The organism is Fibrella musci, from assembly GCF_041321105.1.
Taxonomy (GTDB): Bacteria; Bacteroidota; Bacteroidia; order Cytophagales; family Spirosomataceae; genus Fibrella; species Fibrella musci.
On the sequence record NZ_JBGGWD010000003.1, the window covers coordinates 124,408 to 147,276 of the forward strand.

Genomic DNA, 22,869 nt, shown 5'->3' on the forward strand with positions numbered 1-22,869 from the left:
TCACCATAGCCTACTCCAACAGGACCATTACGTCTTCTTTGGTCAGCGACTTCACGAAGCTTTCTTCGCTCGTGACGAGTTCGCTGGCGAGGCGTTGTTTGTTGCGCTGCAAGGCCAGAATCTTCTCTTCGACGGTGTTCTTGGTAATGAACTTGTAAGTAAACACCGGTTTCTGCTGCCCGATGCGGTGCGCCCGGTCGACGGCCTGCGCCTCGATGGCGGGGTTCCACCAGGGGTCGAGCAGAAAGACGTAGTCGGCGGCGGTGAGGTTGTGGCCCAGCCCTCCGGCTTTGAGCGAAATCAGGAAGAGTTGCACCGAATCGTCGGTCTGGAAACGCTCGACCTGCTCCTGCCGGTCGGTGCTACCGCCGTCGAGGTAGGCAAAACGGATATTCTTCTCTTTCAGGTACTGTTTTACCACCGCCAGGTGCTTAATGAACTGACTGAAGATCAAAATCTTATGACCTTCGCCCAGAGCCGTTTCGAGCCGCATCCATACGTCCTGCAACTTGCCCGAATCGCCTTTGTAGTCCAGATCGACCAGGCGCGGGTGGTTGGCAATCTGCCGCAACTTGGTAAGGCCCTGCAACACCACCATCTGCGATTTGGCCATGCCATCGGCTTCAATGCGCTCCAGAATCAGGTTGCGGTAGTACGACTTCGCTTCTTCGTAGGTTTTTTCCTGCTCCGTCGTCATGTCGCAATACAATACCGACTCCACTTTGGGCGGCAGATCGGTCGCGACCTGTTTCTTGTTGCGGCGCAGCATAAACGGCTTGATCAGGCCATAGAGCTTCTGCATCTTCTGCTCGTCGTTGCGCTTTTCGATCGGAATCTGGTACGTATTCCGGAAAAACGACTGACTACCCAACAGACCGGGGTTGATGAACGTCATCTGCGTCCAGAGGTCCATCGTGCTGTTTTCGAGGGGCGTCCCCGTCAGGATGAGTCGGTGCGCCGAATTCAACTGCATTACGGCCCGCGTGATGTACGAGTTCGGATTCTTGATCGCCTGCGACTCGTCCATGATCACGTAGTCGAAGCGGTAGTTTTTCAACAGGTCGATATCGATGCGCACGATGCCATACGACGTCAAAATCAGGTCGTACTCATCAAATTGGGCGGTGTTCTTGTCGCGGTACGTACCTGTATACACCAGCACGCGCAGGTCGGGCGTGAAACGCCGGGCTTCCAGTTCCCAGTTATATAGCAGCGACGTGGGCATCACCAGCAGCGTAGGGCAGTGATCCGACGATGCATCGTTCTCCTGATTGGCTTCTTTACGGCCCTGCAACATTGCCAGCGTCATGACGGTCTTGCCCAGCCCCATATCGTCGGCCAGGCAACCGCCAAAATTGTATTGCCGCAGGAAATTCATCCAGTCGTAACCGGCTTTCTGATAGGGCCGCAACGTACCCAGAAACTGCCTGGGCATCGGGAATTCGTCGATTCCGTCGAACTCGCGCAACCCCTCCAGCCGCCGGCTGATGACCGTCTCGGCCAGCGACTCGTTGTCTAGTTCCTGAACCAGTGCCAGGTGGTGCTTAGGCAGCACCACCCGCTCGCCAAACTGCCCACTGAGGCCCAGTTCGTCGTTCAGCGTCGAGAGTTCGGTGAAGCCCACCAGTTCGGCATATTTCACGAACCACGCTTCGGGAATGACCGCGATCTCGCCGTTGGGCAGCGTAAACTCCCGTTTGTTGTTCAGAATGAGGTTGCGCAGCTTCAGAAACGGAATCTCGAAATCGCCGAAGCGCACTTTGGCGTGGATGTCGAACCAGTCGCGGCTTTCGCGGATGGAAATATCCAGGCTGGAATAGCCGAGAAAATAGCGGCGGGTATCGTCGGCGTTTTGCCGGAGGTGAAAGCCTGAGTCGATCAGTGCCTGCCGGTGGTCGTTGAGCCAGCTGAACGCCTGCGTTTTGGGCATAGCCAGCCGCCCGTTGCGAAGGTCGAGACCCTGATCGCGCAGCAGCGAAAACCGCTGCCGTTCGGCTTTCAGGTCGCGCTTGATTTTGTGGAAAACAAACTCGTCGCCCACCTGTTCGAGGCTCACATTGGCCGCGTTGGCGAAGCTATCGAACCGAAACGTGAAATCGCCGTACTGAAACGACAGATCAAACACGACGTCCGTATGTCCCGGATCATCGGCTTCGGCTACATCGACCGCGTTGCGATCGCCAAACAACGTGGCCGCCGACACCGCCTGCTGCGCCCCCACCTGCTCTGACAGCGTCAGTACCGGCGAGGGGCTAAGCGCCGCGTAGCGAATTTCGAACCCTTTGGCAAACACGTCGTACTGCGCAATCAGCGGCACCATAAACCGCTGGTAATACTGCGCTTCCATGTTTTTGGGCACCACAATGTGATTCTTGTTCAGGAAGGGACGCAGCTTTTTCCCGTCGACTTCCACGCCGGCATCGCCCTTACCTAACCGGGCAAAATGGTAGAGCTTGTTGTTGACCAGCAGCCAGGCGGGTTCGTCGCAGAGAATCAGCGCGTTGCGGTGCTGAAACTCCACCCGCTCGCTCGTGGGTTTGCCGTCGGCATCCGCCCCGGTTGGGTAACGGATGATCGGGTAATAATGGGTGGCGTTGGGGTTTCGGTCGAAATGAAAAAAGACGCGCGCTGGTTCGGGCATAAACGTCACGGCCTCGCCCACCGGATCACCGTCGTTGGTCATCAGGAAGATCGTCTTCCCCGCCAGCAGCGGAAAAATCTGGGCCTTGGTGCGCTCTACGTAATCGCAGATGGCATCCTGCATCACTTTGTCGCCTTTCTGCGGATCGTAAACTTTAAGGAAAAAATCGACCGCCGACAGTTTTTTGGTGTTGAAGCGCCGCAGCAGGGTATCCTGACAGATATAGTCGGTGAGGCGCACCAGTTCGAAATCCCGTTCGTCGAGACCAGCCGAAAATTCGCGCACGTTTTGGGGCGACAGACTTTGGGTTTGCAGGGTCAGTTCTCCCTTCGCATTCAGATGCACCACAAACGCCTCGATTAGAAAGCCAAGGTATTCATGTTCGAGCAGCGAGTAAACGACCTGAAACGGTTCTGACGGTGAGACTTTCATACCAAATGCATAGAAAGCGATACCGAGCCATCGGAATGGCACAGGCAAGGCTATTCTTCTAGAAACGCTGAGTTAGTGATGGCACTATTGCGAAGACGGCTCAGTTGCATACTTACCAGTACTAACTCGTAAGTGCACATCTTGTAAATTAACTAGTTAATTCGCCAATTCTGCAACGTATACTGAGGTAACGGTGCCAAATATACGACAAGGTCATAGATGACCAAGTCTAAATGCATACACACGTATTCAAATCAACTGAGTGGGCAGCCTGATCGCTGTGGCAATCCGGTCGGGCAGGCATCACGTACGTTGGATACAGTTCACTCCATAGGCTCGTAAACGTAGCCGGTTACCCGTTTTTTGGTAAGGTTCCGTTTTTTTGTACCCGTTTCCCTCACTATGCACTCGTCAAGGTCGTCTGTCGCTATACTGCTGTTTGCCCGCCCGGCGGTGCAGGAGGCTGGTAGCAAACCGTTGACAGGCGTCGGGCAACGCGACGAACGTACCTGGCAGGCACTGGAGGATCTCACCTGGGCCAAGATCAGGGCGACCCATCTGCCTGCGTTTCTTTCGCATCAGTTGGTTGCTCAATCGCCCTGCGATTCATTCGGGCAGCAACTGCGCCGGGCCGCACAGGCCGTGCTCGATCAGGGCTATACAACCGTATTGTGCATTGGTAACGACTGCCCCAGCCTGCGTGTAGCCGATCTGAAGGCCGCTGCCCAACTGGCTCAAACGAGCAAACTCAGCCCGCTGGGTACGTTACCCATTGGTACCGATGAGCGTGGCGGAGTCTATCTGGTTGGGCTCAATCGGGCTGCTCTGGCCAACACCGACGCTTTTGAGGCACTCCCCTGGCAAACCAACCAGCTGGCCCACGCGCTGACCAGCTACCTCCGGCAACAAGGACAACCCTGTGCACCACTCACGGCCACACACCGCGACTGGAACCACCGGCACGATATCCGGCTGGGCGAACTTGTTGGCGAATGGCGCTGGATTCGGGCTCTGACCAATGCGTTGCAAACCACCCGTCGGGGCATGTACACGGCCTGCCTCGCATTCGAGCCGTTTCGCTCGTTAGCCCCCTCCGGGCTCCGCGCGCCCCCAGTGGCGTAGCCTTTCCCCTGTAGTCAATTGTCCCATTTTTCACTGTAGCCCCGACGTCAGCCGGCGGGGCTTACCACAACACGTATGAGCAAACATTTTCTATTCAGCATCCTGCTGGGATGCTTTCTACCCTTTATTGCGCTTGCCCAAACTACCGATATCGATGTGTCGGTGCGCGAGCTTACCCGTCAGCAACCCATTGCGGATATAACGGTTTACCTCGAAAATACGGCGATTGGCGACAGCCGACAGGCCATTACTGATCGCAACGGTCAGGTTCGGTTTTCGGCGGTTTCGCTAAATGGCGCTTACCGTATTTTCACCAAAGCCACCGATACGTACCTGGAGAGCGAAGCCAGCAATGTGGTACTGCGGGCCAACTTCCGGCAGAGCATTACGCTGCAACTGCCCAGCAAACGCGAAGTGACCCTCAACGAAGTGCAGGTACGTGGCCGCAGCACCACGCAGATCAACACCATCAACGCCGAAGTAGCTTCGCAACTGACCATCAAGCAGGTGGAAGAATTACCCGTTGAAGGGCGCGACATCACGCGCGTGCTCTACCGGCTGCCCAACGTGAGCCAGGCAACGGGCTTTTTCCCTGAAGCCCCGAACGTGAGCATCAACGGTGCCAACGGCCTGTTTAACAACTACCTGATCGACGGCATGGACAACAATGAGCGCTTTCTGGGTGGTCAGAAGTTTGCCATTCCAGTGGGGTTCACGCGCAACGTCTCGGTGCTGACCAACAACTACTCGGTTGAATTTGGCAACACGGGCAACGGCATCATCAACATCACCAGCAAGTCGGGCAGCAACAACACGACGGGTGAGGTGTTTGTGCTGACCCGTCCCGGTGCGGCCATCGACGCCCAAACGAGCTATCCCCTGCGCGACTTGTCGGGCAACCAGGTACGCGACGGATTCCAGCGGTATCAGGCGGGTTTCGGCATTGGCGGGGCCATCGTGAAAAACAAGACGTTCTATTACCTGAACGTGGAGCACACCACCGATATCAAAGACAACCTGCTTAATTCGCCCCAACTGGGTGTGAATGAGACGATCCGGGGTACCAACCGCTTCACCTATATCTCCGGCAAACTGGATCAGTTCTGGACTACCCGCTTTAAATCGTCGCTGCGGCTGAACGTGGGGCAGGTGGCTATTGGGCGGCAGGCCGGTGGCCTGGTTGGCGGCAACGCGTTCCCCTCGGCGGCCAACGCACAGGACCGCAACTCGCTGCTGATTGCCTCGCGGAACACCTACGCAACCGAACGGTTTGCCTCGGAAACCAACGTGCAGTATAGCCGCTTCCGCTGGAACTACGCCCGCCCCGAAAACCCGAACAGCCCCGACGTAACGGTACTCGACCCGACCGGGCAGAGCATTGCCTACCTGGGTCACCCCGGTTACCTGTTCGATTCGCACGAAAGCACCGTTCAGGTACAACAAAAACTGTCGTTCTACCGGGGCGACCACACCATCCGGGGCGGCGTCGAACTGATTTCGTCCAACCACCTGCTATATGGCGGCGGCAACCCCAACGGCAGCTATCGCGTTCAGCTCACGGCGAGTCAATTGGCCGCCCTGCGCGAGCGGCGGCTGGGTAGTAACCTGGGCGTGACCGACATTCCGGCCGATGCACAGGTACTGGGGTATTCGGTCGAGCTGCGGCCTGCCGCCTTTGGCACCACGCAAAACATCATAACCGGGTACGTTGAAGATCAGTGGGCCGCGTCGCCCCGCCTGAACCTGACGCTGGGCGTTCGTTACGACTACGACAACCTGAGCAAAGGCGGTGCTGCCAACGGCGATTTCAACAACATTGCGCCGCGCTTCAGTTTTAACTACAAAACCGGCAACCGCTCAACGGTGCGCGGGGGCGTCGGGGTTTTCTACGACAAAATCCTGTACACGATCTACAGCGATGCGCTGCAACAGAACAATACCAGCGCCGATTTCCGCAGCGAGTTGCAGTATTTCATCGACCGGGGTATCCTGCCCGCCAACACCAGCCTCGACCGAATCACCTTCGACGGCAACCTGACCGTGGGCGGGTCCAACAACGCGGGGGTGCCCATCCGGTATTTGCAGGGCCCGGCCGCCTCGACATTTGCCAACCAACGCAACCTGCCCAGCGGCGAACGACGCATACTGAACCCCAACGGTTATCAGAACCCGTATACGATCCAGAGCACGCTGGGCTACCAGTATCAGGTAAGCGACAACCTGCTGATTTACGCCGACGCTGTCTACAATGAATCGTACAACCTGTTCCGGACGCGCAACCTCAATGCCCCGGCAGTGTATGACTACGGTCTCAGCGCCCGCAACGGTACGGCCCGCTCGAGCACGGCAGCCAACGCCACACGCCCGCTACCCATCAACGCCGACGGGTCGGGCGTGCTGAACGGTCAACGGCTGGCCGGGGCAGCCCAGAGCGTGGTGGTAACCGAGACCGCCGGTCGCTCGCGCTACACCGCCCTGAGCCTGAACCTGCAACGCGACCGGGGTACGTCGAATTACGCTTATCGCCTGATTTACACCCTCTCGCGGCTGTATAACAATACAGAAGACATCAACTTTCGGGCGATGGACGCCAACAACTTCGACGCCGAATGGGCGCCGAGTATCAACGACCGCACCCACATTATCAACGGGATTGTCAATTACTACGTAGGGCAGCGCTTTACCGTAACGGCGGCGGCGTTGTTGCAGAGTGGGCAACCCATCAACCGCATCCCCGATGCGTCGAAGTTTGTGATTGTGGATGCACAGAACCGGCCTATCCTCGGTAGCAATGGTCAGCCGCTGACCACCAACGACCTCAACGGCGACGGTGGGGCGTTTGGCGATGCCTACGTGGGCAACTCGGATCGGCAACCGGGCGAAAGCCGTAACTCCGACCGGCTTCCCTGGTCGAAGGTGGTAGACCTGAGCCTGCAATACAACGTACCCATCAACGCGCAGCGCGGGCAGCGGATCGAGGTGCGGGCCGACGTGTTCAACGTATTGAATACGAACAACCTGAGCGGCTATTCGAACAATGCAACGCAAAGCAACCAGATCCAGACAGGGCCGGCAGGCAGCGGTATTGTGCAACGAAATGCGGGCCCGCCACGTCAATTTCAGTTCGGAGCACGTTACTTGTTTTAGCGATTCGGTATGAACGGAAAGCGGCAAGGCCTAAGCCGCCGAAACAAGTAACGCGATAGCGTAGGCCGCTATACAATAACGATAGTCACTCGGTAGTGCAGAAACCCTTCCTGGGCTCAGGGAGGGTTTTTTTCCTCCTTCTGACTACATTAACGATGCAATATTATCTATTTCGACAACTATTCGATATGCGAGTACTCGTTTACGGGCTATTTTTTTTTACTCTGTTTGTTGGCTGTTCCTCTGAGCAACCACGCGACGCGGCTGAAATCCTGAACCAGTCGTGGGCGCAGGTGGAGCAGCGTGGCCGTAATCAGCCCGTAACTCTGCTAATGTGGCAGGGAGATCCGTATATCAATAAGTATATGGCGAGTTATGTGAAACCCCGGCTAAAACAGCGCTACGGCATTGACCTGACCGTGGCGGGCGGGCAGGGTTCGCAAATTGTACAGACCCTGGTGGCCGAGCGCAACGCCGACCAGCCCAGCCGTTTAGACATGGCCTGGATCAATGGCGAAACCTTTTACCAGCTTCGGCAGGTCGATGCGCTGCTCGGCCCCGTAACCGACAAACTGCCCAACGCCCGCTACATCGATTTCACGAATCCGTTTATCACTACCGACTTTCAACAGCCGGTAGCGGGCATGGAGGTGCCCTGGGGAAACGTACAACTAGCCTTTATTTACGATTCGCAACGGGTGCCTGCGCCGCCCCGTTCCTTCACGGCCCTGCCGGCTTACGTGCGCAGCCACCCCGGTCAATTCACCATCCCGAACGAGTTTACGGGTATGACGATCCTGAAATCGTGGATGATCGCGCTGTCTGGCAATCCGGCCCTGTTTCGGGGCGAGTTTCGGCCCGAGGTCTACGCGCGCTGGTCGGGCGAATTGTGGAAACAGCTCAATGCGATCAAGCCGTATTTCTGGAAGCAGGGGCGCACCTTTCCCGAACAACTGACAACCCTGCATCAGCTGTTTGCCAACGGGGAAGTGACCTTCACCTTCTCAAATAACGACGCCGAAGTCGACAACAAAATAAAACTGGGCTTTTTCCCTGCCACGGCCCGGGCCTACATACCGGCCCCCGGCACCATCCGGAACTCGCACTACATGGGCATTATCAGGCATGCGCAACATCCCGAAGCGGCGCTGCTCGTCGCCGACTTCCTGCTGTCGCCCGAAGCACAGCTCAAAAAAATGGACCCTACCGTGTGGGGCGACCACACCGTACTGGACCTGCGCAAACTTACGCCCGCCCAACGTACCCAGTTTGAGCACCTGCCCACGCGTCGCTATGCCCCGAAACGTGAAGCCATTCAGGGGATGGCCTTTGAAGAGCCCGCCCCCGAGTACATGACCCACCTCTACGCCGACTTCCGCAAACGGGTAATCGAAGCGCAGCTATGAACCACCGAAGAAGTAGAAAGCTTGGCATTTCCGAAACCTAAACCCGCCAACGCTGCGGCGAACCTGGCAACGTTTACGGGTCGTGCGATGTTTTTTTTTTCAAACACCACTTACCTAATCAACCTACTTCCGATACAGCCCCGGAGCCAATACGAACCGATTCGTTAACGCTTTGATATAGTCACTTGGTAGTGTATAAACCCCGCCCCTCTTTCGGCTGGGGTTTTTTGTTTTTCATCTATGCACTGCAAGCTCCAGGGTTACTCCGTGCCCGACGCGCCCAGCGGAATATCGAACAACGGCTGACCGGTTTTATCCCGGTACCGAAACACAATCTCGACACCGTTGCGGCGCAGGTCGGCTACCACCGGCTGTTTATCGGCCGTGATCGACGCCATCAGCGATTTGCGCGTCTCGTCTTTTTTAGGTTCGATCTCCGACGACCCAGCCTCGTAATTGCGAATACGCATATTGAACTGAATCTTGCGGGTATCGAGCACGCGCGTACTGTCGAGGTAGATGACGGGCGTAAACGACACCGGGCAGGCGCGGTTGATCGTTGCCGAGAGGTTGCGCAGCTTGGCCGCATAGGCGGTTTGAGACGCCAGCGCCGCCGCCAGTGAATCGGCCTGTCGCTGCCGGTCCAGTACCTGGGTGTTGGTGTCGGAAACCATGCCCGAGGTATCGGCTCCCGAGGCGTCTGTCTTTTCTTTGGCGGAGGGTTCGCAGGCGACCAGCATAGCTCCGAGGGCCGACAGGGCCAGCAGGTGCCGGTACGTAGTGATGGTTTGGCGGTTCAAAACAACCCGACTCTTCATTCGTGCGTATTTTTAATTGGAAACATACAACGTCAACCGTCGAGTTTACTCGACAAGTTAGCTAAGGGTAGTTTGCTGGGCGTTTCCGGCTTATATTGGTCCTGTGAAACCGTTCATCTTCACCCGGCTCCAATATACGTCCGGCGATTGGGATACCGACCAGCGCATGCCTGCCAACCTGCTGCATTCGCTGATCGAGTACACAACCATTCCCGTCGACGAAAAGGAGCGGGTTGTGCAGCTCAACAGCACCGACATCTTCAAAAGCCCGTTTTGTTATCTCAGCGGTCATAAGCTCGTCGAGTTTTCGACCGTCGAGCGCGATCACTTTCGCCGCTATGTGCAGAACGGCGGCTTCGTGTTCGTCGATGACTGTAACCACGACATCGACGGGCTGTTTGCGAAATCATTTGAGCAGGAAATGGCCCGCACCTTTGGCCCCAAAGCGTTGCAGAAGATTCCGAACAACCACGCGCTTTACAAGTCCTTTTTCCCGTTCCCCGACGGTCCGCCCACCACGTCGTTCGAACTCAACGGCTGGGGCGACGACCTCGTGCACGATTACCTCAAAGCCATTGTCATCAACGGCCGCATCGGCGTGCTGTATAGCAACAAAGATTACGGCTGCGAGTGGGATTACGATTTTCGCAACAAACGCTTTCTGGCCGAAGACAACACCAAATTCGGCGTTAACATTGTGGTCTATGCGCTTACTGCCTGAACGCAAAGGGCGCGAAGCAAGCGCGAAGAACGCTAAGGTTTAAGAAGCTAGTCAATACGCTTGGCGCTCTTCGCGCTCACTTAGCGACTTTGCGTTAACAGGTTTATGGATACAACACAGATGAAAGCCCTTGTGGCGAAGCTACCGCAGCTGAAGGCGGAGATTGGAAAGGTCATTATTGGGCAGGAAGAAGCCGTCGATCAGGTGCTGATTACGCTGCTGGCGGGCGGCCACTGCCTGCTGGAAGGCGTGCCGGGGCTGGCCAAAACGCTGCTCGTCAGTACGCTGTCGAAAACGCTCAGCATGTCGTTCAAGCGGATTCAGTTTACGCCCGACCTCATGCCCGGCGACATTATGGGCACCGAAGTGCTGGAGGAAGACCACAACACGGGCAAGAAATTCTTCCAGTTCAACAAAGGCCCCATTTTTGCCAACGTGGTGCTGGCCGACGAGATCAACCGGACGCCGCCCAAAACGCAGGCGGCTCTGCTTGAGGCCATGCAGGAATACAAGATCACGTATGGCGGTACCGACTACCCCCTGCCCCGGCCGTTTCTGCTGATCGCCACGCAAAACCCCATCGAACAGGCAGGTACGTACCCCCTACCCGAAGCCCAGCTCGACCGCTTTCTGTTGTATATCCGGCTCGGCTACCCCTCGGAGCAGGAAGAACTCGCCGTGTTGCGGGCTACTACCGGCACCGACCGCCCCAAGCTGTCGACCATCCTGACCGACGCCGAGGTGATCGAGTTACAAACCCTCACCCGGCAGGTCTTTATCTCCGACGAACTGTTGGGGTACGTCAACAAAATCGTGCGCAGCAGCCGCCCGGCCGACACACCGGTAGCCTACGTAAAACAGTGGTGCGACTGGGGCGCCGGGCCGCGCGCCGGGCAGGCGCTGATTCTGTGTGCCAAAGCCCGCGCTGTACTGAATGGCCGGTTTTCGGTGATCCCCGACGATTTGCAGACGCTGGCTTATCCCGTGCTGCGCCACCGCGTCGCCCTCAATTTCCGGGCTGAGTCGGAAGGCATCACTACCGACAAGGTCATCGAAGCCATTATCAGAGGGTAAGCGTTGAATCGGCCAGCCGTTCGTTGGGCAAACACCTTTTAGTAAAAACCTGCCAATTCTGTTTGACATATGCGTATACTGGAGTCCTGTTTTTAGACACAGGCTACCCGTATACGCATTGTTCACTTGGCTACGCAGCAAAACCTATCCCGCGCCCTTACCCTCATCCGGCTGCTGAAACAACGACCGGGTAAAACCCTCAATCAGCTTGGGCAACTGCTCGGCTGCACACCTCGCCACGTACGCCGTTTTCTGGATGCGCTCGAAGCTGTCGGGTTCCATGTCGACACCGAAGGCAAGCACCCGCCGCGTTATTACCTGTTTGAAGACGAACGACGGCAGCAGGCCGATTTCACCGAAGAAGAAGCCCAACTGCTCCGGCAGGCCCTGACCGCCTACCCCGACCACAACCCGCTGGTGCTGCCCCTGCGGCAGAAAATCTTCACCCGCTCCACCCTGTTCCCACTGGCCGACACGCTGGCCGATCAGCATCAAAGCCGGGTCGTGAACCAGTTGGCCGAGGCCATCCGCAACCGGCTACAGGCGCGGCTGCTCCGCTATTTTTCGGCCAACAGCAACACCATCAGCGACCGGGTAGTAGAGCCGTTTGGGTTTTCGGAGCAATATGATTTGCTGACGGCCTACGACCCCGATGCCGGGAAGGTGAAGACCTTTAAAACCCAGCGCATTGGCGATGTGGCGGTGCTCGACGTACCCCAAACCTACGCCCCGGCCGAAGCCCCCACCGACCCGTTTCTGTGGCCCGGCGAGCCCCGGCTGCTGACCCTCCACCTGACCCAACTGGCCCGGCACCTGCTGCTGGAGGAGCACCCACTCACCCAGCCCGACATCCACCCCAACCCCACCGACGAGACGTACCCCTACACCTACGCGGGTCAGGTACGTAGCTGGGTGGGCGTGGGGCGTTTTGTGCTGGGCCTCCCCGGTCAGGTACGTCTCACCGACGCCCCCGCCGACTTCCGAACGTACCTACAGGGACGGATCGGGGAGTTTGATATTTGACAGAATAGGTCACTTTTCAAGAATTACTTTGCTGACAAGAAAATAAGGAGAGGTATGCAGGATAAAGCAGTTGCTGCCATTGGGCGGCTAGCCTTACAGAAAAGCGGACAAGCAGAACCCTATCAGCTTTATGTGGAAAATATGTTTCCCGGGGTAGGGGTGAACTACGACGTATTACTTGCCGTATTCTCTTTCACCACTGAAGACAGCCAACTTGTGTGTCGTTTCGAGGGAGTCGATACAGAGAAGGCAAACGAAACATCCTATCAGAAGTACGTGTACCGGAAAGGGGCGGCTAATGGTGGTGATGTAACATTCACGACTAAGGCTGGCGATCTAGCGAAGAAGCTAAATACATTGGTTGGTAATCAAGTAAAGAAAGCTATTGCTCTCTGTCGGGTGTCCAACTACCAGTTCGATTTGGGTATGTTGCTGGCCCTGCAACACCGGCTTACGATTGACTACGATGCAATCTTGATAGCCTTGCAAGGTGCGTATGCTTTGATGGACAAGAAGCGGCAACAGGCATCTGGTTTAAGTTTCTGTTTCGAGTTTGATGGAGAACGTAAGTATCTGGCTGACTTCCCCATTTTTCAACAACAGGTTTTGTTGCATGGAACGGCGGGCAAATCAGAGAAATATAACGTAACGTCGCAAGGAGCCAACCAGCTTTGCTCAATCTGTCTGGAGCAAAAGCCACTGTTACACGGGTTCGCGTCGCCCTTCAAGTATGCTACGGTCGATAAGCCGGGTATGGTAAGCGGTTTTTTTAGCCAGCGCAATAACTGGAAAAATTATCCTATCTGCTCAGACTGCTCGCTCGACTTCGAATACGGCCAAAAGTATGTAGCGCAGAAGTTGAAAAAGCACTTCTACGGCACAAGCTATTACGCGATACCGAAGACCGTTCTGAGTACAGATAAAGGCGGTTTAGAGAAAGCATTGGCACTCATCACTACTCTCGAATTTCAGTTATCGGAGGCCTCAAAGGAGAAGCGGGTTGAAGACCGGATTATGCAGGAGATCGGGAAGGAAGCTAACTACTTCACGCTGAATCTGCTGTTTTTTGAAGAGAACCCAACGACTAAAGCGATCAAGATCAAGCTGTTGCTGGAGGAGATCGTGCCTTCTCGATTCCGTACGTTATTCTCAACTGTGCCTGAGATCGTTAATCGGCGGGCCATTTATAAAAATTCGTATCGAATCAAGAATGAGCCGCAAAGCTTAACCTTCTCCTTTGGCTTGTTCAAGCAGTTCTACGAAGATGATTTCTTCAGTATTGTAAATGACGTGTTTGTAGGGCGGCCTATAAACAAGCAAACATTATACAGCCGATTCATGGCTGTGATACGATCCAATTATAACAAAGCACAAACTTCAGACGGGTACGTTGAGCCCGTCAACCTGACCGTACTGAAAGCGCATTATCTACTGAATTATCTGGCGCAGTTGCAGCTAATAACCACAAACCCCCAACCAAATATGACTCCAGAAGAAACCAGTGTCGAAAAGGCTGACGAAAAATTTGGCCGTGCGTTCGACGACGCTACGTTTAGGCAATTTGTTGCTGACAATCCTCATTTTTTGGATGACAACTACAAAGTTGGTGTGTTTGCCGTGGGCGTGCTAGTGCGTCTACTCCTTAATATTCAGCGTCGAGAGTTAGACGGTGGTACGCCTTTCGAGAAAAAATTGAAGGGGTATAATCTCAATCCTGAAACGCTAAAAGGTGTTTACATCGAAGCCTTGGCCAAACTGGCGCAGTACAGAGATTATGGCAAACGATACGACTCCCTGGGTCAGATCATAAGCGATTACTTTATCCTTAACAGCCACCAGTTACCCGCTATCTCAAATAATGAACTCTCTTTCTACTTCGTGGCAGGTATGGAAATGGCTGGCCGATTCCGTATAGAAGCCTCACAAACTAACACTACAAATTCTACGAACTAACATGGCTACACCCCTTACCAAACGTACTGAGATTTTATTCCTCTACGAAACTGAAAACGCTAACCCCAATGGCGACCCATTGAATGAAAACCGCCCACGTTATGACTCCGAAGAAAACAGGGTGCTGGTTTCTGACGTCCGGCTGAAACGTACTATTCGGGATTACTGGTACGAGTACAAAGGCTATAATGGTACCGACGGGAAAGACATTTTTGTGCGCGAAACCACCTATGAAGACAAAGGAAAAACGTTTATTTCTGATGGCAAGCGGCGAGCTAAGGCTTTTCAGGAGAGTAAGCAGACTGTACTAGATCAGTGTATTGATGTACGAACGTTTGGCGGGGTTTTACCACTCGACAAAGATTCGATTACGCTGGTTGGTCCAACCCAGTTTCAGATGGGTAAGTCGCTCAACAAGACGGACATCGTCACCGAACAAGGTACGGGTGCCTTTGCCTCGGGTGATGGGAAAGGACAGGCGACATTTCGGACGGAGTATAAAGTCCCTTATGCTCTGATTGGCTTTAATGGCATTATTAATGAGAAGGCGGCTGCTTACTCGCAAATGACCGATGAAGACAAAGGGTTGTTGCTGGAGGGCATTTGGGAGGGTACTAAAAACCTGATTTCTCGCTCTAAGTTTGGCCAAACGCCTCTGTTTTTGCTAACCGTTGAATACAATGAGCCGTACTACATCGGCGGGTTGCGGCAGCGGCTGAAATTGATCACCGAGAAGAATGAAATGCAGTTGCGTAGTACTGACGACTACACACTCGATGTGTCAGTTTTGATAGCTGAACTTGTCGCTCAGAAAGATAAAATCAGCAGCGTAACGGTACGAATTGACCCTCGGCTGAAAACGTCACAACCGCTCACCAACGGACTCCTGACGCTATGAACGACAACCGCCTGATCGTCTTTGAGTTGTCGGGCGAATACGGTCATTTTCGCAAGTTTAACACCACGACCTCACCGCTAACGTACCCAATTCCTACTCGAACGGCCTTGACGGGCGTGTTGGGGGCCGTGTTGGGCGTTGAGCGGGAAACGGCTCCCGGTCGGTTCGCTGATCATGCCTTGTCTATACAGGAGTTGTTTAGTGCCGACGCTTGTCGGTTGGCAGTACAGCTACTTGCACCTGTGAAGAAGGTGAACATCGGTTTTAATCTGCTGGATACGGGCAACTCGTTTTATGAAATTCGTAAAAGCGGACGTACCCAGATCGAATTTGAGTTGCTTAAGAATCCAGCATTTCGGGTTTTCGTACAACTCAAAGATGAGACATTATTCGATCGTTTAGCCGATAAATTGATTGCTCGTTCACATCATTTTACACCCTATTTGGGCCTAAGCCAGTTTACGGCGATGCTTGAGAATACAAGCGTAACAAGAGGTATTCCTCGCACCGCTGTGTCTGGGTACGTACCTGTGCAATCGGCTGTGAATTTATCGCTACTGACAGCTACACCACCCATTGAATTTGACCAGACAACTCATTACTACGTAGAAACGATGCCGATTGAACTTAGTCGCGATCGGGTCGTAACGCGATACGGCGAAGTGCTTGTCAATGCCGATGGTGGCTCGGTACTAGTTCGGGCGAATGAGTGGTTTGAAACCTCTGACTTTGGTAATATCCTATTTCTCTGATGCTCTACTCACATCCCGGCGTTCCGCTAATTGTTCACACGCGGCAGGTAGCCGAATCATGCCGTAGACTGTTGCAAAGTCGACTAACCAACTTCGATTTGCCAACTGGGCTACTGGCTGATTTAGGATATCTGGCCGGGGTTTGCCATGACATAGCCAAAGGGACGAGGTATTTTCAGCATTATCTCTTAACGCCTGACCATCAGGTTATAGGCCCTAAAGAACATGCTCTCTTGTCATCATTGTTGGCTAAACAGGTTGTATCTCAATACCTGCTGGCCTTTAATCTGACAGAGACGGATCGGCAACTGTTACCTTATTTGGTGTTTACAGCGGTGAAACGGCATCACGGCAATTTGAATGACTTTAAAGTTGAGTTATCGCTCGAAGCCAAAGCTGATATTCTATCTGAGCAGATTACCGCTTTCGATGACGAGCCTCTGATTCAGGAAATTCTTGATGAACTGATGTCGGTCGTGAATTTTAGATTCGACTGGCAGCCTTTCAAGCTGTATATTCAACAAAAAGGGTACGTTGATGAATACGGTGATTTTGAGCTAGATTTCTTTGATCTTGGCGATTATGACAGCTTCTCGTACGACGCCAAAAATCGGTATTATTACTGGCATCAGTTGTTCTACGGTACGCTATTACTTTCTGACAAGTCAGACGTAATCTTAAAAGGTATTACGGGTCAGGGTGCAGAACGGCCGTCTCTTTCGGCATTGGATAATTACAGAAAACAACGCGGTTTCGATTCGCCCAAAACGACATTAGACGCGCTTAAAAATCAGGCATACCATGAAACGCTGGTTGAACTGGAGCGGGCATTCTCGGTAAATCAACATCTGTACTCCATCACACTGCCAACCGGTTTAGGCAAAACATTGACTTCGCTGGCCGTTGGGTTAGCAATGCAGCAAAAGTTGGGTTTGCTGGCAGGAAGGCTCGTCATTACAATCCCGTTTACGTCAATCATCGACCAGAATTTTAGGGTTTTTGAAGACGTTTTTGAAAAGCCTTCATCAGACATTCTGCTCAAACATCACCACTTGGCAGAACCCGCTTACAAAGTGGGTGATGATGTACTAGATCAGGATAAAAGCCAATTCTTGATTGAGACATGGCAGTCGGGTATCGTCGTGACGACGTTCGTTCAGCTATTGGAATCGCTGTTTTCCAATGACAAGACGAAACTACTCAAACTGCCCAATCTCGCTAATTCGGTCATTATTCTGGATGAGATTCAACAGATTAAGTACGAACTATGGCCGCTGATCCGTCAGGCGTTTATGACGCTTGGCCAACACTACAACTGTTATTTCATCTTGATGTCGGCTACGCAACCGTTGATTTTTAAGCCTGATGAAGAGATCACTGAATTGGTGCCAAACTATCGCTCATACTTTCGAAACGATCAGTTTAACCGAACCAAGCTCATCAACCGAATAAATCAGGAGGTTAGCTTCAGCGAGTTTACGCAGGACGTTATCAGCTATTGTGACGATCACCGGGATAAAAACGTGCTGGTTATTCTCAATACCAAAAACGCAACGTTAGACTGCTTCAGAAAAGTGGTTGCTTCGCTGAATCCTGAAACAGTGGACGTGTATTACCTCACTACGTTAATCACACCTTACGAGCGTAAACGGATTATTGATCGGATCAAGAACTACGCGGGGCCTAAACAACAGGTTATTATTTCGACCCAATTGATTGAGGCCGGTGTTGACGTGTCGGTCCATACCGTTTTTCGGGCAATGGCTCCGCTTGATTCAATTATTCAGGCGGCTGGTCGGGCCAATCGGTACAATGAAAAGGGGGAAATCAGCGAGGTGTATTTGTATGCTATTGCTGAGATGAAGCGGGCCAGTGGTATGGTATATGGCGGTGATTTGTTGGTGAAAACCAGCAACGTATTGAAGCATATCACCGAAGTTGACGAACACGGCTATCTAGACTTGATAGAAGCCTACTTCAATGAAGTAAAAAAACAGGCTGACGTGTTGGTATCACCCGAACTGATTGCTCTACAGGCATTAGATTTTAAGAAAGTAGGGGAGTTTCAGTTTATCGAAGAACGGGAAACTGAATCAGTTTATGTTCAACTCAACGATGAAGCTGAAAGCCTCTGGGAACAATATGTGGCCATCAGTGAACGCATGGAGCTAAAGCCTTATGAACGGAAACGCGAGTTCGCGCTCATCAAGGCCCGGTTCTACGAATACGTAGTTAACGTACCTGTTCCCCGTGACGCTCAACGAATTGTTTTCGATGGGAATAAAGAACACTTCTTCTATGTGTCACGATTAAGCAATCCATCTGCCTGCTACGCCTACGCATTGGATGATTTCCGCAATAATACCGGGTACGTTCCTGTTGCTCAACAGCACACCTTCAACCACTAACCCCCACACCCATGCTGACGCTCTCCCAGACCCTTATACCGATCACGACGATTACGTTTCCCGAGATTGTGCTCAAGACGCGGGATGCGCACAAGCTGCGGGGCTACTTCGGTGAGTTGTTCAAAACCCACTCGCCGCTGCTGCATAACCACCTCGACACCGACGAGTCGGAAGGTGGCGCTACCGGCGAAGCACCCAACGTACCCAGGTTCCGCTACGCCTATCCGCTCGTGCAATACAAGGTGCTGCACAACGTACCCACGCTCGTGGGGCTGGGCGAGGGAGCCACGCTGCTCACGCAACTGTTTTTGCAGATGCGCGAGCTCACCATCGACCACGATGGGCAGGCGGTGCATTTCCCCGTCCTGAGCAAACACATCCGCCACGAACAGGCCCCCATCGGCCTCACCGACGAACTAATCGAATACCGGTTCGACACGCTCTGGATGGCCCTCAATCAGCGCAATTACCACGACTACCGGCGCTACTCAGAAGCCGACCAACAGGCGCAGCTCAAACGCGTACTGACCGCCCAACTGCTGGCCCTCTTCCGCGATGTCGGGCTGTGGCTTGCCCCCCACGAGCGCATTCTGGTGCGGCTCAACGTGCGGGAACGAACTACCCAGTTTAAGAATCAGACGATGGTGGCGTTCACGGGGCGTTTCCTGGCCAACGTCGTCCTGCCCGACGGCCTCGGCCTCGGCAAAGCCGTCTCGCGGGGGTTTGGTGCGCTGACGCGAATGACGAATGTGTAATGAATAATGAACAATGATCTGGTGCGTCTAGCACTAGATCAGCCTTCTTTCTATTCAACTATTCTTCATCATACATTTTTAATTATTCATTGTGCATTGACCTATGCAACTCCACATCAGCACTTACGGTACGTACCTGCACGTGAAAGACGCTATGTTCGATGTGCGCCGGAAGGGCAACGACGGCCGGGTGATCAGTGCGACCTATTCGGCCGAGAAAGTGACGCATATTCTGTTGGCTACGGGTACATCGCTGAGCACCGACGCCGTGAAGTTAGCCATGCGATTCAACGTCGATATTGTGTTTCTGGAACGCGACGGCGATCCGCTGGGGCGGGTGTGGCATGCGAAGCTGGGCAGCACAACCAAAATTAGAAAACGGCAGTTGGAGGCGAGCCTGGGGCCCGATGGCCTGCGCTGGGTACGTTCCTGGCTGCTGGCCAAGCTGGAGCAGCAGGGAGGGTTTATCCGCAGCCTGAAAAAGCACCGCCCCCAGCATGCCGATTTTCTCGACGATAAACTGACCCGGCTGGACGCCCTTTCGCTGTCGATCAGCACGCTGGCGGGTACGTCGGATGGGCCGGGGCTGTGCGTAGCCGACGTGGCCGATTCGTTGCGAGGACTGGAAGGAACGGCCGGGCGGCTCTATTTCGAAACGTTGAGCTACGTGCTGCCCAACGAATATCGGTTCAGCGGGCGCAGCAGCCGACCGGCGCAGGATGCCTTCAATGCCTTCCTGAATTACGCCTACGGCATGCTGTATGGCAAGGTCGAGAAAACGCTGATGCTCGCCGGGCTGGACCCTTACGTGGGTTTTCTGCACCGCGACGACTACAATCAGCTCAGTATGGTGTATGACTTCATCGAGCCTTACCGGGGTTTTGCCGACGAAGTGGTTTTTCGGCTGTTTTCGGCCAAGAAAGTCAACAAAAGCCACGTCGGTGAGGTATCGGGCAGCAAAAATGGCTACAGCCTCAATGCCGACGGGAAGGCACTCTTGGTAAACGCCTTCAACGAATTTCTGGATAACGACCCCATCCGATACCGGGGCCGCAACCTCACCCGCAGCCACTGTATTCAGCTCGATGCCCACCAGTTTGCCAATGAACTGATCGGGAAAACCGGCGGCACTCCCGACCTGCTGACACTATGATTATCTGGGTTTTATACGATATCGTCAAAGACAAGTCGCGGACAAAGGCGGCCAAATACTGCCAGCAGGCAGGGCTCTACCGGGTGCAGTTTTCATGCTTTCTGGGTACGTTGACGCCCAATCAGCGCGACACGCTGCAACTGCAACTCGAAGACCTCATCGACCCCGACACCGACCGGGTGTATATCTTCCCGATGAGCAAAGGCGAGTTGCAGCAGACGGCCCTACTGGGGCAGGCTTTCGACCGAAAACTAGTCACCGACGAGATCCGAGCGTTGTTTTTTTAGCGTGGGGTTGGGGGCGTGGGGTACAATGCTCCGCTACTCCAGCCCTACGCCCCCCCCCCCCCCCCCCCCCCCCCACGCCCCTCCCCCATGACCCTTACCCCATGACCCTTACCCCGTCACACATAATCGAGTACCTATTCTGCCCGAGGTTTACCTACTTCGAGTATGTGTTGCGCATTCCACAGCACGAAGACACCAACTACAAAGTGATGCGGGGCCGCCACCTGCACGACGAACGCCTCGAACGCAACAAAGATTACCTCCGCAAGCGGCTGGGACGTCCCGGGGCGCCCCTGACGGGCAAGCACCTGGACCAGTATCTGAGCAATGCGCTGATTCGGGGTATTGTAGATGAGGTGCTGGTGTTCGGCGATGGGTCGATGGCCCCGCTCGATTACAAGTTTGCCGAGTACAAGGCGCGGGTGTATACGACCTACGAGACGCAGTTGTATTGTTATGCCTGGCTGATCGAAAGCAATTTCAACGCGCCCGTCGATCGGGGATTTCTGGTGTATACGCGCAGCAACAACCGGGTAGTGGAGATTCCTATCTCTACTGACAATAAGGACGACGTGCAACGAGCCGCCGACGCTATTTTTTCAATCATCGACCGTAATTTCTTCCCGAAGCCTACCAAGGCAAAAGCGCGTTGCGTAACTTGCACATACCGTAATGTTTGTATCAAATAAGCGTATCCGGGCAGCTTTGTATAACGGCAAGCCTCAAAACAAGGACTAACTCATTCGGAAACAGATAGTTACATATTCGGAAAATGAGTAAAAAAAGCCTAAATAACCCGTTCATTGACCCGCTGATTTACAAAAAAGAGCGCTGGCAAATCAGGCCTAGTGTACTGAATAGCAATGCGTTAGCAAACCAGACGGCTTCAAATAGCTAATCCATAATAAGTTGGATTGAAACCACCCCGGCAATCCGGGCAGTAATCCGGTTGTAGGCTTCAAATAGCTAATCCATAATAAGTTGGATTGAAACGCTGGCGATCGTATTCGTCGCGAACGGCGTTTTGACTTCAAATAGCTAATCCATAATAAGTTGGATTGAAACGCTATAAACTGTCGGGGTCGGTAACGGTAGCGGCAACACTTCAAATAGCTAATCCATAATAAGTTGGATTGAAACCGTATCTGCCCGATGGTAACCTGCGTTACCTGTTCGTCTTCAAATAGCTAATCCATAATAAGTTGGATTGAAACTCAAGCCCCGGTTTGTCATGCTGACCATTGGCACTAACTTCAAATAGCTAATCCATAATAAGTTGGATTGAAACCTAATGATCAGCATTATCAGCAGAAAGCAAAGCACATCTTCAAATAGCTAATCCATAATAAGTTGGATTGAAACAGCTGATCTTCGGGGGCAATCGGGGTAAATGGAACGCTTCAAATAGCTAATCCATAATAAGTTGGATTGAAACACCTCTATCCCATATTCACCGCCGTATACGATCTTTTTCTTCAAATAGCTAATCCATAATAAGTTGGATTGAAACCGGCTGGCCCGACGCCTACCCAGCTGGGAGCCGGTACGGCCATCTTCAAATAGCTAATCCATAATAAGTTGGATTGAAACGTGAGTTGCTGATGGTAATTGGGTTGCGAAAGCCCACCCTTCAAATAGCTAATCCATAATAAGTTGGATTGAAACATTCTATCCGCCATGTGCCTGCTGAGCACGGGCATGCTTCAAATAGCTAATCCATAATAAGTTGGATTGAAACCGTATCTTATAGGAGGATAAAGCAGTAACCAAACAAACCTTCAAATAGCTAATCCATAATAAGTTGGATTGAAACCCGTAGAACTCGAACTTGATCCTGTAGCGGGGCATAGCTTCAAATAGCTAATCCATAATAAGTTGGATTGAAACTTCAAGCCGCGCTAATCCACCTGTGCTGCACTCAGCTTCAAATAGCTAATCCATAATAAGTTGGATTGAAACTCTACCCATAAGATACACGCTATCAATGACTTATGCAACTTCAAATAGCTAATCCATAATAAGTTGGATTGAAACTGGGTTGATTCGATTGATATGGCCACCGATCCCAACCTACTTCAAATAGCTAATCCATAATAAGTTGGATTGAAACTTGCTGAACCCGATCCGTGGGGATTGACGCCCGACCCGGCAAACTTCAAATAGCTAATCCATAATAAGTTGGATTGAAACATAGCATCGACATAAGCGGCGCGGGCTACTATAATTCTTCAAATAGCTAATCCATAATAAGTTGGATTGAAACTACGATCATCGCGCCA

General features: G+C 53.2%; 16 protein-coding genes and 1 CRISPR repeat array (1 of these 17 only partly in view). Of the genes, 14 read left to right on the forward strand and 2 right to left on the reverse strand.

Going from position 1 to position 22,869, the window contains the following annotated elements:
* Nucleotides 1–10 precede the first annotated feature (10 nt).
* Nucleotides 11–3,073 (reverse strand): DEAD/DEAH box helicase, encoded by a 3,063-nt coding sequence (locus tag ACAW74_RS10405; protein WP_370698134.1) that lies wholly within the window; start codon nt 3,071–3,073, stop codon nt 11–13.
* Between the two features lie 402 nt (nt 3,074–3,475).
* Between ACAW74_RS10405 and ACAW74_RS10410 the strand changes: the two genes are divergently transcribed.
* The 3 genes from ACAW74_RS10410 to ACAW74_RS10420 all read left to right on the forward strand — a co-directional run bounded on the left by ACAW74_RS10410 (nt 3,476) and on the right by ACAW74_RS10420 (nt 8,748).
* Complete coding sequence (locus ACAW74_RS10410) at nt 3,476–4,195, forward strand: DUF2064 domain-containing protein (protein ID WP_370698135.1); 720 nt, start codon at nt 3,476–3,478, stop codon at nt 4,193–4,195.
* Between the two features lie 75 nt (nt 4,196–4,270).
* Entirely contained in the window at nt 4,271–7,342 is a 3,072-nt protein-coding gene (locus ACAW74_RS10415; RefSeq protein ID WP_370698136.1) for an outer membrane beta-barrel protein, read from the forward strand.
* Between the two features lie 188 nt (nt 7,343–7,530).
* Complete coding sequence (locus tag ACAW74_RS10420; RefSeq protein WP_370698137.1) at nt 7,531–8,748, forward strand: ABC transporter substrate-binding protein; 1,218 nt, start codon at nt 7,531–7,533, stop codon at nt 8,746–8,748.
* Nucleotides 8,749–9,008: 260 nt separating this feature from the next.
* On the opposite strand, the gene ACAW74_RS10425 is transcribed toward ACAW74_RS10420, so the two are convergent.
* Complete coding sequence (locus ACAW74_RS10425) at nt 9,009–9,566, reverse strand: hypothetical protein (protein ID WP_370698138.1); 558 nt, start codon at nt 9,564–9,566, stop codon at nt 9,009–9,011.
* Nucleotides 9,567–9,669: 103 nt separating this feature from the next.
* Here ACAW74_RS10425 and ACAW74_RS10430 point away from each other — a divergent pair, with 103 nt between their 5' ends.
* From ACAW74_RS10430 to cas4, 11 genes are all read left to right on the forward strand, one after another.
* Nucleotides 9,670–10,287, forward strand: coding sequence for a DUF4159 domain-containing protein (locus ACAW74_RS10430; protein WP_370698139.1), 618 nt, complete (start codon nt 9,670–9,672; stop codon nt 10,285–10,287).
* Between the two features lie 105 nt (nt 10,288–10,392).
* Nucleotides 10,393–11,361, forward strand: a complete 969-nt coding sequence (locus ACAW74_RS10435; RefSeq protein WP_370698140.1) for an AAA family ATPase — start codon at nt 10,393–10,395, stop codon at nt 11,359–11,361.
* A gap of 126 nt (nt 11,362–11,487) precedes the next feature.
* On the forward strand, nt 11,488–12,384 hold the full coding sequence (locus ACAW74_RS10440; RefSeq protein ID WP_370698141.1) for a helix-turn-helix transcriptional regulator: 897 nt from the start codon (nt 11,488–11,490) through the stop codon (nt 12,382–12,384).
* Between the two features lie 54 nt (nt 12,385–12,438).
* Nucleotides 12,439–14,337 (forward strand): TIGR02556 family CRISPR-associated protein, encoded by a 1,899-nt coding sequence (locus tag ACAW74_RS10445; protein WP_370698142.1) that lies wholly within the window; start codon nt 12,439–12,441, stop codon nt 14,335–14,337.
* 1 nt (nt 14,338) lies between these two features.
* Entirely contained in the window at nt 14,339–15,235 is an 897-nt protein-coding gene (cas7b, locus tag ACAW74_RS10450) for a type I-B CRISPR-associated protein Cas7/Csh2 (RefSeq protein ID WP_370698143.1), read from the forward strand.
* Nucleotides 15,232–15,987, forward strand: a complete 756-nt coding sequence (gene cas5b, locus ACAW74_RS10455; RefSeq protein WP_370698144.1) for a type I-B CRISPR-associated protein Cas5b — start codon at nt 15,232–15,234, stop codon at nt 15,985–15,987. The genes cas7b and cas5b overlap by 4 nt, the downstream gene beginning before the upstream one ends.
* Nucleotides 15,987–18,395 (forward strand): CRISPR-associated helicase Cas3', encoded by a 2,409-nt coding sequence (gene cas3, locus ACAW74_RS10460; protein ID WP_370698145.1) that lies wholly within the window; start codon nt 15,987–15,989, stop codon nt 18,393–18,395. Before cas5b ends, cas3 begins: the two co-directional genes overlap by 1 nt.
* Nucleotides 18,396–18,406: 11 nt before the next feature.
* Nucleotides 18,407–19,150 (forward strand): CRISPR-associated endonuclease Cas6, encoded by a 744-nt coding sequence (locus ACAW74_RS10465; protein WP_370698146.1) that lies wholly within the window; start codon nt 18,407–18,409, stop codon nt 19,148–19,150.
* A gap of 103 nt (nt 19,151–19,253) precedes the next feature.
* Nucleotides 19,254–20,303, forward strand: a complete 1,050-nt coding sequence (gene cas1, locus ACAW74_RS10470) for a CRISPR-associated endonuclease Cas1 (RefSeq protein ID WP_370698147.1) — start codon at nt 19,254–19,256, stop codon at nt 20,301–20,303.
* The gene (cas2, locus tag ACAW74_RS10475) at nt 20,300–20,590 is read left to right on the forward strand and encodes a CRISPR-associated endonuclease Cas2 (RefSeq protein WP_370698148.1); all 291 of its coding nucleotides are present in this window, start codon (nt 20,300–20,302) and stop codon (nt 20,588–20,590) included. Before cas1 ends, cas2 begins: the two co-directional genes overlap by 4 nt.
* Before the next feature lie 101 nt (nt 20,591–20,691).
* The gene (gene cas4, locus ACAW74_RS10480) at nt 20,692–21,279 is read left to right on the forward strand and encodes a CRISPR-associated protein Cas4 (protein WP_370698149.1); all 588 of its coding nucleotides are present in this window, start codon (nt 20,692–20,694) and stop codon (nt 21,277–21,279) included.
* A 195-nt stretch (nt 21,280–21,474) separates the two neighbouring features.
* Nucleotides 21,475–22,869: direct repeats of the CRISPR family, unit length 37 nt; unit sequence CTTCAAATAGCTAATCCATAATAAGTTGGATTGAAAC (it continues 791 nt past the right edge of the window).